This is a genomic window from Actinomycetospora chiangmaiensis DSM 45062, assembly GCF_000379625.1.
Taxonomy (GTDB): Bacteria; Actinomycetota; Actinomycetes; order Mycobacteriales; family Pseudonocardiaceae; genus Actinomycetospora; species Actinomycetospora chiangmaiensis.
This window is the reverse complement of the sequence record NZ_KB903247.1, coordinates 76089-89325: the sequence shown is the minus strand read 5'-3', so window position 1 is coordinate 89325 and position 13237 is coordinate 76089. Positions and strand designations below refer to the sequence as shown.

Below are 13237 nucleotides of genomic sequence, written 5' to 3'. Positions count from 1 at the left end.
TACCGGTCGAGCGGCGAGAGTGACCGGGCACACGCACGGCTCACGAGAGGACGACGTGGACACCCGCGCCAACACCGTGGACGGCGTCCTGCGCCGCAGCGCCCGCCGTACGCCCGACCGCCCCGCGCTCGTCTTCGCCGACCGCACGTGGACCTACCGCGAGCTCGACGACGCGACGACCCGCACCGCCGGGTGGCTGCGCGGGCTCGGTGTGTCCCAGGGCGACCGGGTGGCCACCTACGGGCGCAACTCCGACGCCTACGTCCTGAGCTTCCTCGGCGCGGCGCGGATCGGCGCGGTCCACGTCCCGATCAACTACGCGCTCACCGGGGACGAGCTCGCGTACCTGATCGACCAGTCGGGCTCGAAGGTGCTCGCCGTCGACCCGGGGCTCGCCGGTCACGTCGAGGCGCTGGACCACCGACCCGACCAGGTCGTCCCGCTGCGCGACGCGCCCGGCAGCCTGCTCGAGGCCGCCCGCACCGGCGAGGTGCCGGAGCTCGACGTGACGGTCGAGGACACCGACCTCGTCCAGCTGCTCTACACGAGCGGCACCACGTCGAGGCCCAAGGGCGCGATGATGACCCACCGCGGCCTGGTCCACCACTACGTGTCCTGCGTCCACGCCCTGACGTTGGAGCAGGACGACGACCCGCTGGTCTGCATGCCGATCTACCACTCGGCGGGCATGCACGTGTTCACGCTGCCCTACCTCGCTGTCGGCGCCACCGTGCGCATGATGGAGGCACCGGACGTCCCGGAGATCCTGCGCCGCGTCGAGGCCGAACGCATCGGGTCGCTCTTCCTCGCCCCGACGGTGTGGGTGCCCGCGGTCAACCACGCCGACTTCGCGACGCGCGACCTGTCGAGCCTGCGCAAGGCCCAGTACGGCGCCTCGATCATGCCCGGCCCGATCCTCGCGCGGCTGCGCGAACGGCTCCCCGAGCTCGGCGTCTACAACTGCTTCGGCCAGTCGGAGATCGGCCCCCTCGCCACGGTGCTGCAGCCCGAGGAGCACGACGAGCGCCCCGAGTCGTGCGGCCGGCCGGTCCTCTTCGTCGAGCTGCGGGTGATCGACGAGCACGGCGACGACGTGGCCCCGGGCGAGGCCGGCGAGGTCGTCTACCGCTCCCCCCAGCTCTGCGAGGGCTACTGGGACAAGCCCGAGGAGACCGCGGAGGCGTTCCGCGACGGCTGGTTCCACTCCGGCGACCTCGTCCGCATCGACGAGGAGGGGTTCATCACCGTCGTCGACCGGATCAAGGACGTCATCAACACCGGCGGCATCCTCGTGGCCTCCCGTGAGGTGGAGGACGCGCTCTACACCCACGAGGCCGTCGCCGAGGTCGCCGTGATCGGCACGCCCGACGAGACGTGGATCGAGGCCGTCACGGCCTTCGTCGTGCTGCGTCCGGAACACGCCGAGGGCTTCCGGCCGGCCGCCCTCATCGAGCACGCGAAGGGGCGGCTCGCGAGGTTCAAGGTGCCCAAGGCGGTGCACCTGATCGAGGAACTGCCGCGCAACCAGTCGGGCAAGCTCCTCAAGCGGGTCCTGCGGGACACCGTCTGACCCGGCCGGTACGCGATCGGCCGATCGCACTCCAACCGACACGGTACCCGGGGACCCGGATGAGTGATCGCTGAGAGCGTTTCGTACGGTCGGCGGATCGACCTGACGACCCTCCCCGCCGGCGACCGGCGGGGCTCCGCCCTGCGCGACGGTCTGCGCACCGCGGCGAGCGAGCTCCACGACGCCGCCCGGGCGGTGCCGCGCGCCGTCGCCGTCCCGATCGCGATCGGACTCTCGGCGGCGCTCGCGACCCTCCTCGGGCTCGCCCTGCGGATCGGGCTGCTCACGCTGCCCGGTCTCGGGGGCGGTCTGATCGGGGCGGGCGACAACGGTGACGCCTACCGGCTCTTCTGCACCGCGGGCCTGACGCCGGACACGCCGTCGCGGGTGTCGCTGTGGCGCGGGGTGGTGGTCACCGCCTTCACCACGGGCGCCGAGCCCTGCACCGCTGCGCCCTCGTCCGCGGCGGTCCTGCTCCGCCTCGTCGTCCCGGGCGGACCCGGCACGTGGTCGCTGACGTCCTACGCCTGGCTGCTCGCCGGGATCACCGCGCTCGTGATCGGGATCGGTTCAGCGACGCTGGCCACCGTCCGGCCGTGGCGCGCCGCGATCGTCGCGATCCCGCTGGTCGGGCTGCTGGGCGTCTCGTGGTGGTCGCGCTTCCTGGTGTCGCTCTACGCCGAGCCGACCGCCCTCGTGGCCACCGTCGCCGTGCTCGTCGGCCTCCTCGTGGTCGCCGGGACCCGCCCCGAACACCGCTGGCAACGGCTGGCCGCGCTCGTCCTGCTCGGCCTCGGCGGACTCGTCGGCGCCACCGCGAAGCCCGGCTTCGTGCCCATCGGGCTGGTCGCGGCGGGCTGCGCCGCGCTCGTCGTCGTGCGGGCCCGGTCCCGACGGCGAATGTGGCGCCTCGCGGGGCCGCTCGTCGCGGTCGCCCTGGTCGCCGGCGCGGCGTACCCCGTCGAGGCCGCCATGGTGGGCCAGGACCGGAGCTACGCCGCGGTGAACGCCCACAACCTGCTCTTCACGGCGGTCATGCCCGAGGTCGGCCCGGACGTCGTCGCCCGCGCGGTCGGCCTGCCACCGGCCGCCGCGGCCCACTCCGGCGAGGGCTACTACTGGGCAGGCGGCGTCGGCATCCCCGGCTGGGCGACCGCCGTCGGCGATCGCCCCGAGCAGGCCCGCGCCACCGCCCGTGACCTGCTGCTCGAGCACCCGGGGGCCTTCGCGACGATGGTCGGGCGCGGCCTCACCGCCACGCTGCGGCCCCAGCTGACCTACCTGCCGTCGGCCCCGAGGGGCACGGCCCCGGAGCACTTCGAGGGCCGCACGATCTACCCCGAGGCGGGCCCGCAGACGAGCCTGCTCCTGCGGTGGCTGGACACGATCGAGCTGGGTTGGCTGCCGCTCGCGCTCGTCGTCCTCGCGCTCGGGGCCGCCGCCGCGACCGTGGTCCGCCGCGGCGACCCGCTCGTCGTCGGCCTGGTCCGCGTCGCGGGCGCCATGGCGCTGCTCGGGCTCGGCATCGTCGCGCTCGCCGTCGCCGGCGACGGCTACTACGAGCTCTCCAAGCACGTCTGGCTCGGCTCCTACCTCGTCCTGACGGCGGGTGTCACCGACCTGGTGGCCGCGGCCGCCGCGATCACGGCGCGGTACCGACGCCGGGCCTGAGGGTCAGGACCGGGCGTACCACCGGCCGCCGATCACGGTGGTGCCCGGCGGCAGGGCCGGGACGCCGGGGTTCGCGCCGTCGGGCCCGCCCTTGTCGATCTGGTACTGCAGCAGGGCGTTGCTCGCGTCGGAGTCGGCGACGAACAGGTCGATGCGGTAGGGGGCCGTGTCGGGGTCGAACTGCCGGCCGAGGTAGTACTGGCCGCAGTCGAACGTGTCGTCGGGACGCACGAGGCACGGTTTGTCCTGGGGGAAGTAGCGGTTCGTGCCCGGGTCGTACGTGGTGGCCCACAGCAGCGTCCCGTCACGGAGGTTCCGCGACGAGCCGACCAGGCGGAACGTCTTCGGCACCGTGCTGGTGACCGGGTCCAGCACCGTCGCCGACGGGGGCTGCGACGGCTCCGACGCCCGCGCCACGAGGGCGACCCCACCCAGGGCCAGCGCGACCCCGAGCAGCAGTGAGACGACGGCGACGACCGCCATCGGCAGCCGTCGTCGGGGCGCCGGGGCGGCGGCCACCTCGTCCCGGTCGGCCTCGGGGGGCGCCGGGACCTCCTGCGGCGCCACCGCGACGGCCCACGGGGGCGGGTACGCGGTCACCGGCTCGTTGCGTCGGCGCCGCTGCTCGAGGTCGTCGAGCTCGTGCCAGTAGGTGGTCCAGGCCGCGACCTCGGCCTCGTCGGCACCCGCGGTCCGCAGGACCGCCTGCACGAGGGGCAGGTAGGCGAACGTCTCCCCGCGCAACGCCTTCGCGAGCGCAGAACGACTGAGCCGGACCTCGTCGGGCATGCCGGTGAGCATCGCCTCGAGCGTCGGCTCGCCGTGTGCCGCGAGGCTGCGCCGCAACCAGTGCGCCAGCTCGCGGCGCGGTGACCCGTCCCGCGGCACGGGCACGGGCCGCCGACCCGGCTCCCCCTGCCGGGGCCCCTGCTCCCCCATGCCCGTCACTATGCCGGATCGACCGCGAGAAAACGCAGGTCGGAGCGTTGGAAGGGTCGATCTTTTCGGCGCGTCTGGTGCGCGACCCGATCTTCTCGGTATCCAGGGACCCGACGGCGCGAGGGGGGCGGGCCGTCACCCGCGGCCGGCTCCGACCGGCCGTGGCCGCCGGGGGGAGCGGCCGGGCACCACGGTGCCCGGCCGTGGCCGGCGAGGACGTGCCGAGACGGCGGCGTCTACCCGAGCCCGACGGCCGTCGACGCGGGCACCACCACGAACTGCCGCAGCACGAGGTCGGTGAACACGACCGGGCCGCGCGGGCCGGGCACGTGGTCGACGTTGATGCCGGTCTCCGGCACGCGGCGCAGCTTGAACCCGTCGAGCAGGCGCGTGGTGGCGTTCCAGAAGGCACCGGTCCCCGCGTAGGTGTCGAGGAAGATGCGGGCGGCGGCCTCGTCGGCCGTCACCACGGTCGCGGCGAGCCCCGAGGTCTCCCGGTTCGCGATCGCGGCCGCGTCGGCGGGCCCCTGCGCGGGAGCCACCGTCACCGTGGCCTCGTGCCCGTCGTCGAGGGCCCACTCGTGGCCGAGGGCGTGCTCGTGCGGCGGCAGCGAGGCAGTCACACCGGCGTCGGCCAGCAGCTTGACCAGGACCGGCGTCACCGTGTCCCACTGGGGCGCGTCGACGAGCAGCAGGTTCAGCCGGTTGCAGACGCCGAGCCGGTCGACCGAGTCCGTCACCAGCCGCGCCGCCACCTCGCGGTCGGCCGCGCGGTCGACGTAGAGCACCCCGCCGCCGTCGGCGTGGGCCAGCGTGCGCACCCCGTGCTGCGCCGCCTCGAGCCCGAGCGAGCGCGTCGTCTCCCCCGACCCGCGCAGGATCACCAGCGGGATCAGCCCAGGACGGCGCACCAACTCCACCGCGCACTCCCGGCTCGCGTCTCCGACCAGCGTGACGGCGTACGCGGGCAGCCCGGCACCCGCGAGCGCCGGGCCCACGACGTCGGCCATCAGCGCGCTCGCCGACGCCAGGGCGGCACCGCCGGTGCGCAGCACGCCCGCGTTGCGCGACTTCACCAGCTGCGAGGCCACGTCGACCACCACGTTGGGCCGCGCCTCGAAGTTCGCGCCGATCACGCCGACCGGCCGCCGGCGTTCGATCAGCCGCAGCCCGTCGGGCCGCTCCTCGACGACGGTGTCCCGCGGCGGCACGGTCACGTCCGCGAGCACCCGCAGCGACTCGGCCATCGTCGCGAGCCGGCCCTCGTCGAGCCGCAACCGGTCGAGCAGCGCGCCGGTCATCCCCGCGTCCCGAGCCGCGGCCAGGTCGGCGGCGTTCGCGACCGCGAGCGTGGGCGCCTTCGACACCAGCAGGTCGGCCATCCCCCGCAGCGCCGTCGCGATCTGCGCGTCGGTCGCCGCCGCCATGGCCGGTGCGGCCGCGGCCGCCCGTTCGCCACAGTCGGTCACGATGTCGGCGGGAGTACGCATCGGACCAGTATGCCGATCTCCGCCAGGGCCTTTCCCGGTGGCGGGTGGGGCCGGCTCGGGTTCGACTGCCGGTCAGCCGTTCCCCCGGTCGGCTCCTCCGCGCCACGCGCACACTCCGGCCGCCACGACGAGCAGACCCCAGGAACCCGACGCGCCACGCACACACTCCGGCCGCCCACGACCCAACCCCGACGACCTCGACGCGTGGCACACACACTCGCTCCGGGCCGCGACGTGTGTGCGCGACGCGCAGGGGTTGCCGGACCTCGACGCCGCCGCCGGACTGTGTGCGCGACGCGCAGCTCCGGTCGGTCCTGCCCGCGGCCGAGGGGCCGCCGATCCGCACCGGCAGACGCACCTTTCCCGACGGCGGGTGGGGTCGGATCGGAGCCGCAGCACAAGATCTCGACGTGCCGCGCGAGACGGTCGCTGAGCGAGCACGTCGCGCGGCTCGTCAGGATCTCGGACAGTCGGGCCCGTCAGTCGTGTGCGACCGCTGACATCAGGGGGCAGCCGTGGGCCACCGCTGACACCCGGTGGCAGCCGTGGGCCACCGCTGACATCAGGGGGCCGACGTCGCCGCGGCCGGCACCGACCGGCGACCGACCGGCACCAGGTCGTCGGCGTGCACCACCTCGCGGCGCTGCTCGGGCGCGAGGTCGCGGGTCTTGCGGCCGACGAGCTCGGGCATCTCCTCGGAGTCGAACGCCACGACCCCGCGGGCCACGGTCTCGCCGTGAGGGCCGACGAGCTCGACGACGTCGCCGGCCTCGAAGTCGCCGTCCGACCCGGTGATGCCGGCCGCCAACAGCGAGCGCCGCGTCGAGGCCGAGCCCGACGTCACCGCCCGCACCGCCCCGTCGTCGAGATGGAGCCGGCCGCGGGATCCGGCCATGTGGCGCAGCCAGAAGCGGCGGGCGGAGAGCCGGGGACCGGTCGGGGCGAAGACCGTCCCGACGTCGCCCGGTCCGAGCGCGGCCGCGGCATGGGCGGCGCCGGCGACGAGGACCGGGACGCCCGCCCCGGAGGCGAGGTCCGCGGCCGCGAGCTTCGAGGCCATGCCCCCGGTGCCGACGGACGAGGCCCCGGGCTTCGCGATGCGCACGGCGGCGAGGTCGGCCATGCCGTGCACCTCGTCGAGCAGGGCGGCCCCGGGGGCGCGGGGGTCGTCGTCGTACACGCCGTCGACGTCGGAGAGCAGCACCAGCGCGTCCGCGCCGACGATGTGGGCGACGAGTGCGGCCAGCCGGTCGTTGTCGCCGAACCGGATCTCGTCGGTGGCCACCGTGTCGTTCTCGTTGACCACCGGCACCACGCCGAGCCCGAGCAGCCGTTCGAAGGTCCGCTGCGCATTGCGGTACGGGGCCCGGCGGACGACGTCGTGGCTGGTCAGCAGCACCTGCCCGACGACCCGCTCGTGCCGGGCGAACGCGTCGGCGTAGGCGCGGGTGAGGTGGAGCTGGCCGACGGAGGCGGCGGCCTGCTGCGTGGCGAGATCCCGGGGACGCCGCGCCAGCCCGAGCGGGGACAACCCCGCGGCGATGGCGCCGGACGACACCAGGATGACCTGGGTCCCGGTGGTCGCCCGTGCGGCGACCGCGTCCACGAGGGCGTCCAGCCGCGCGATGTCGAGCCCGCCGGAGACGCTGGTCAGCGAGGACGACCCGACCTTGACGACGAGCCGCCGCGCCTCCTGGACCGTCCCGCGTGCCCCGGTGCCCACGCCGGAGCTCACTCCTCGTCCCACCCGGCCAGGTTCTCCCACGACACGGACTCTCCCCCGTCGGCCCACGAGGCGACACCGAGTTCCTCGTCGTCGCGGTGGCGGCGGCGCTCGATGCGGGCGGCCTTGCGCTCGGCCGCCGAGGAGCGATCGGCGCGGCCCACGTTGTCCAGCCGGGCGTCGGTGCCGCGGTTGCCCGACTGCACCGGCGACCCGAGGGCCGCCACGCCGGCCGGGGTCGAGGGCTCCCAGTCGAAGGTGTGCACGCCGATCGTCACCATGTCGCCCGGCGCGGCGCCCGCCTCGGCCAGCGACTCCTCGACGCCCAGCTTCGCGAGCCGGTCCGCGAGGTAGCCGACGGCCTCGTCGTTGCTGAAGTCCGTCTGGCGCACCCACCGCTCGGGCTTCTCGCCGCGCACCACCCACGCCGGACCCTCGGTCGGGTCGACCGAGGTGTCGCGCGCGACCGTGTACCCGGCGTCGTCGACCGCCTTGGGCCGCAGGACGACCCGCGGCGGCACGGTGACGAGCGCCGTCCGACGGGCCTCCTCGACGGCACCGGCCATGAGGAAGGTGAGTTCCCGGAGGCCGGTGTGCGCCGCCGTCGAGATCTCGACGACGGGCCATCCGAACGCCTCGACGTCGGGCCGGACCAGCTCGGCGAGGTCGGCGGCGTCGGGCACGTCCATCTTGTTCAGCGCGACGATGCGGGGCCGCTCACTGAGGTCGGTGCCCAGCGCCGGGGTGTAGGCGGCCAGCTCGGCCTCGAGCGCGCGGATGTCGGAGACCGGGTCACGGTCGGTCTCGAACGTCGCGCAGTCCACGACGTGCACGAGCACCGAGCACCGCTCGATGTGGCGCAGGAAGTCCAGGCCGAGGCCCTTGCCGTCGGACGCGCCGGGGATGAGGCCCGGCACGTCGGCGACGGTGAACGTCGAGTCGCCCGCGCTCACCACGCCGAGGTGCGGGGTCAGCGTGGTGAAGGGGTAGTCGGCGACCTTCGGCCGGGCGGCGGACAGGGCGGAGACCAGCGACGACTTGCCCGCGCTCGGGAACCCGAGGAGCCCGACGTCGGCCATCGACCGCAGCTCGAGCACGAGGTCGCGACTGTCACCCGGCTCGCCGAGCAGCGCGAAGCCGGGCGCCTTGCGGGTGGGGCCGGCCAGGGCGGCGTTGCCGAGCCCTCCGCGGCCCCCGGCGACGGCGACGAAACGCATGCCGGGGACGTTGAGGTCGCCGAGCACCTCGCCCTCGGGGGACATCACGACGGTGCCCTCGGGCACGGCGAGCTCGACGTCCTCGGCGTTGGCGCCGTTGCGGAACGCGCCCATGCCAGGGCGCCCGTTGCCGGCGACGGCGTGCGGGCGGTGGTGGAAGTCCAGGAGCGTGTGCACGCCCGGGTCCGCGACGAGGACGACGTCGCCGCCGCGGCCCCCGTTCCCGCCGTCCGGGCCGCCGAGCGGCACGAACTTCTCACGGCGGATCGAGGCGCAGCCGTGTCCGCCGGACCCGGCGGTCACGTGGAGCGTCACGCGGTCGACGAAGCGTGCCATGGTGCCTTCCTGGAGACAGACGAAGGGGCGGACCCGATCGGGCCCGCCCCTCGCCTGATGGTGCTTGCTGGTGGAGGCTCAGGCCTCGACCGGCACGATGTTGACGTTCTTGCGCCCGGCCTTGGTGCCGAAGGTGACGGCGCCCGGGATCAGGGCGAACAGCGTGTCGTCCCCGCCGCGGCCGACGCCGACGCCCGGGTGGAACTTGGTGCCGCGCTGGCGGACGAGGATCTCGCCGGCCTTGACGACCTGGCCGCCGAAGCGCTTGACCCCGAGCCGCTGGGCGTTGGAGTCGCGACCGTTACGGGAGCTGGACGCACCCTTCTTGTGAGCCATGAGTTCCGCTCCCCTACTTCGAGATGCCGGTGATCTCGACCTGGCTGTAGCGCTGACGGTGCCCGACGCGCCGCTTGTAGCCGGTCTTGTTCTTGTACTTCATGATCTTGATCTTCGGGCCCTTGACCTCACCCGTGATGGTGCCGGTGATCGACACCTTCGCCAGGTCGTCGGCCGAGGACAGGACGGTCGAGCCGTCCACGACGAGCACGGGCTGGAGGTCGACCGAGTCGCCGTCCAGCAGCTCCACGTCGAGGACGTCGCCGACCGCGACCTTGTACTGCTTGCCGCCGGTCTTCACGATCGCGTACATCTCGGACGCAGGCTCCTGTCGTACTGGACGTTCTGTTCGGGGTCGGGAGGCCCGCCCTCGAGGGCGCCTCACCGTGTGCCGGCGTGGTCCACCCCGGCACTGCTCGCTCCACGATACCCGCCCGGTCCGGCTCCCCCGTGTCCGGGGTCGCCGGGCCGGCGTCGGGTGATCAGGTCCCGGCGACCGCCACCGGCGGGCCGGCGGGACGCGACGCCGCCCGGCGTCGCTGCCGCTTCGGGGTCGGCTCCGCGTCCCCGACGACGGGCGCGGTCTCCTCGGACTCCTCGGGCTCGTCCTCGGCCTCCGGCGCGGCCACCGCCTGCGGCGGCAGCATCGCCCCGATCCGCCCGGTGATGAACGGCTCGTCGGGGTCCTCGGGCTGGTCGGGCTCCTCGGACACCGGGCCCGACACGACCTCCGCGGGAGCGGACTCCTCGGTGTCCTCGGTGTCGGACTCGACGGTGGTGTCCGACGTGACGGGGTCCGCCGTGACGGGCCCGTCGGCGTCGGGGGCGACCGGCTCCGGGGTACCGGCGGACTCCGCCGCGAGGTCGGCCTCCAGGGCCACCTCCGGCTCCTCCGCCACGGCGTCGGTGTCGGCGTCGGTCCCGTCCGCGGCTGCCGTGTCGGACGTCCCGGACGTCTCCGCCAGGGCCGCCTCGACGGGCACCCCGGCGGCCTCGGCGGTGTTGTCGGCCTCGCCCGTCGACTCCTCGGCGAGGTCTGCCTCGAGGGCCACCTCCGGGTCGCCCGCGGCGGCCGCGGTGTCCTCCGCGTCGGCGTCGGGCCCGGTCGTCGGGACCGTCTCCTCGACCGACCCGATCGACTCCTGGGCGAGGTCGGTCTCGAGGGCCACCTCGGACTCCTCGGCGTCGTCCGCCGCCGAGGACCGGCGGGCGGCGACGTCGGCCGGGCTCGGCACGGGCCCGTCGTGGCCGTTCGCGCTCGCCGCCACGGTGCTGGGCGAGCCGCCCTCGGAGGACGCCCCCCGACGACCCCGCCCGCGTCGACGGCCGCCGCCCGACCCGGTCGAGCCGTTCGAGCCGCCGGACGTGGACTCGGTGGAGCCCCCGTCGCCCGACCCACCCGAGGCGACCTTGGCCGGCTCGTGGGTGTGGCCGTTGCCGTTGGGCCCGATGACGGGCTCGGTCGAGACGATCACGCCGCGGCCCTTGCAGTGCTCGCAGACCGTGGAGAACTCGTCGAGCAGCCCCTGGCCGACCCGCTTGCGGGTCATCTGCACGAGCCCGAGCGAGGTGACCTCGGCGACCTGGTGGCGGGTCCGGTCGCGCCCGAGGCACTCGGTGAGCCGACGCAGCACGAGGTCGCGGTTCGACTCCAGGACCATGTCGATGAAGTCGATGACGATCATGCCGCCGATGTCGCGGAGCCGGAGCTGGCGCACGACCTCCTCGGCGGCCTCGAGGTTGTTGCGGGTGACCGTCTCCTCGAGGTTGCCCCCGGAGCCGGTGAACTTGCCGGTGTTGACGTCGACCACGGTCATGGCCTCGGTGCGGTCGATCACCAGCGTGCCGCCCGAGGGCAGCCAGACCTTGCGGTCGAGGGCCTTCATCAGCTGCTCGTCGATCCGGTAGGCGCTGAACACGTCCTCCGGGCCGGTGTGGCGCGAGAGCCGCGGCACCAGCTCGGGGGCGACGTGCGAGATGTAGCCCTCGAGGGTCTCCCAGGCCTGCTCCCCCGAGATGACCAGCGAGGAGAAGTCCTCGTTGAACATGTCGCGGACGACCCGGATGAGCAGGTCCGGCTCCTCGTGCACGAGCGACGGTGCCTTGGGCTTGTTCTTCCCCTTGCCCTCGGCGGCGTCGCGGCCGGTCTTCTCGATGACCTCCCACTGGGCCGCCAGGCGGCGCACGTCGGCCTCGAGCTCGGCCTCCTCGATGCCCTCGGCGGCCGTGCGGATGATGACCCCGGCCTCGTCGGGGACGATCCGCTTGAGGATCTCCTTGAGCCGCTTGCGCTCGGGCTCGGGCAGCTTGCGGCTGATGCCGGTGGCGCCGCCCCCGGGGACGTACACCAGGAACCGGCCGGGCAGGCTGATCTGCGTGGTCAGCCGGGCGCCCTTGTGGCCGACCGGGTCCTTCGTGACCTGGACGAGCACCGCGTCGCCCGAGGACAGCGCGTGCTCGATCTTGCGCTGCTTGCCGTCGAGCCCTGCGGCGTCCCAGTTGACCTCGCCGGCGTAGAGCACCGCGTTGCGGCCGCGGCCGATGTCGACGAACGCCGCCTCCATCGAGGGCAGCACGTTCTGCACGCGGCCGAGGTAGACGTTGCCGACCATCGAGTTCTGGCCGCTGCCCGCGACGAAGTGCTCGACGAGCACACCGTCCTCGAGGACGCCGATCTGGTTCCGGTCGGCCTGCTGGCGCACGACCATCGTCCGCTCGACGGCCTCGCGGCGGGCCAGGAACTCGGACTCGGAGAGGATCGAGGGGCGGCGGCGACCCGCCTCCCGCCCGTCGCGGCGCCGCTGGCGCTTCGCCTCCAGGCGGGTCGAGCCCTTGACGCCCTTGACCTCGTCGTCGCTCGAGCGTCGCGGCGCGTCCTTCTCGGACTTCTCGCTCTTCTCCGCCTTCTCGCGGACGTGGGTGACGGTGTTGGGCGGGTCGTCGTTCGTCGACGACGACCCGTCCGACGAGTCGTCGGACCCCCGCCGACGGCGCCGGCGGCGGCGCCGCGACGACCCGGACTCCGAGGAGCCCTCGTCGGACGACGCGTCACCCTGGTCCTCGGCGTCGTCACCGTCCTGCTCGTCGGTGTCCTCGGCGTCGTCGCTGTCCTCGGCGTCGTCCGCGGCGTCGTCGTCGCCGGTGGTCTCGTCGCCCCCGCGACCGCGCCCGCGACCCCGGCGTCCCCGACGACGGCGGCGGCGGCCGGACTCGTCGTCGCCCTCGGCGTCCGTGCCGTCGGCGGCCGGGCCGGAGCCGCTCGCGGCGTCCTCGTCGGCGGTGTCCTCCGCGGGGTCCTCGGTGGCGGGCGCGTCGCCCTGGCCCGGGGTGACGACCCCGGAGCTGCGGCTGCCGCGACGGCGACGGCGGCCCCCGCCGGTCTCGCCCTCGTCGGAGGACGAGGAGGACGGGGCGGCCGGCGTGGTCACGTCGGGCGCGAGGAAGAGGGCGGCGGGCGCGGCCGGGGCGGCGGTGATCGCGCCGGTGACCCGCGGCTCGGCGTCGGCCGCCGGGTCGTCGAGGGTCAGGTCCTCGGGGATCTCGGGGAGCGTCTCGGCCGTGATCGTGGCCTCGGACGCCTCGACCGCGTCCTCGACGGCCTCGGGCGAGAGCGGCTCGCTCGGGAAGAAGTTCTCGACCACCTGCGAGACGGTCGCCCGGTCCACGCTGGACTGGGCGCTGCGGGCGGGCACCTCGAGCCGGGCCAGCAGGGCGAGGACCTCACGGCTGGAGGACCCGACCAGCCGGGCGAGGGCGTGCACCCGCAGCTTCGCGGGGAGCGCGGCGAGGGCGGCCTCGTCGGGGCGGGACGGTGATGACGCGTCGGGCTGGGCGTCGTTCTCGGACATGCAACTCCTTCGGCCCCCGGGCGCGACCTCGCGGTCGCGGCCACACGAGGGCATCGCGTGGTCTCGCCTGGAGTGGCCGTCCGCTCGGGGCGACCACGGAAGTCCCG

Annotated in this window: 9 protein-coding genes; 2 read left to right on the top strand and 7 right to left on the bottom strand. The window is 74.6% G+C overall.

Annotation, left to right across the window (positions count from 1 at the left end; translation table 11 throughout):
* Positions 1-55: 55 nt before the first annotated feature.
* Both A3CO_RS0127245 and wsfD read left to right on the top strand, forming a co-directional pair.
* Positions 56-1570, top strand: coding sequence for a fatty acyl-CoA synthetase (locus A3CO_RS0127245; protein ID WP_018335428.1), 1515 nt, complete (start codon positions 56-58; stop codon positions 1568-1570).
* A 63-nt stretch (positions 1571-1633) separates the two neighbouring features.
* Entirely contained in the window at positions 1634-3241 is a 1608-nt protein-coding gene (gene wsfD / locus A3CO_RS0127240) for a glycan biosynthesis hexose transferase WsfD (protein WP_018335427.1), read from the top strand.
* Positions 3242-3244: 3 nt separating this feature from the next.
* Here wsfD and A3CO_RS0127235 read toward each other — a convergent pair whose 3' ends face one another.
* The 7 genes from A3CO_RS0127235 to A3CO_RS0127205 form a co-directional block, all read right to left on the bottom strand.
* Positions 3245-4180 carry a hypothetical protein gene (locus tag A3CO_RS0127235; RefSeq protein WP_018335426.1) on the bottom strand — a complete coding sequence of 312 codons (936 nt, stop codon included), beginning with the start codon at positions 4178-4180 and terminating at the stop codon, positions 3245-3247.
* 236 nt (positions 4181-4416) lie between these two features.
* Complete coding sequence (locus A3CO_RS0127230; RefSeq protein ID WP_033415092.1) at positions 4417-5670, bottom strand: aldehyde dehydrogenase family protein; 1254 nt, start codon at positions 5668-5670, stop codon at positions 4417-4419.
* Positions 5671-6232: 562 nt separating this feature from the next.
* Entirely contained in the window at positions 6233-7393 is a 1161-nt protein-coding gene (proB, locus tag A3CO_RS0127225) for a glutamate 5-kinase (RefSeq protein ID WP_033415119.1), read from the bottom strand.
* 8 nt (positions 7394-7401) lie between these two features.
* Entirely contained in the window at positions 7402-8946 is a 1545-nt protein-coding gene (gene obgE, locus A3CO_RS34595) for a GTPase ObgE (protein WP_018335423.1), read from the bottom strand.
* Between the two features lie 78 nt (positions 8947-9024).
* Positions 9025-9282, bottom strand: a complete 258-nt coding sequence (gene rpmA, locus A3CO_RS0127215; RefSeq protein WP_018335422.1) for a 50S ribosomal protein L27 — start codon at positions 9280-9282, stop codon at positions 9025-9027.
* A 13-nt stretch (positions 9283-9295) separates the two neighbouring features.
* Positions 9296-9595: a 50S ribosomal protein L21 gene (gene rplU, locus A3CO_RS0127210; protein ID WP_018335421.1), complete on the bottom strand. Its 300-nt coding sequence runs from the start codon at positions 9593-9595 to the stop codon at positions 9296-9298.
* 169 nt (positions 9596-9764) lie between these two features.
* The gene (locus A3CO_RS0127205) at positions 9765-13130 is read right to left on the bottom strand and encodes an Rne/Rng family ribonuclease (protein WP_018335420.1); all 3366 of its coding nucleotides are present in this window, start codon (positions 13128-13130) and stop codon (positions 9765-9767) included.
* Positions 13131-13237 lie beyond the last annotated feature (107 nt).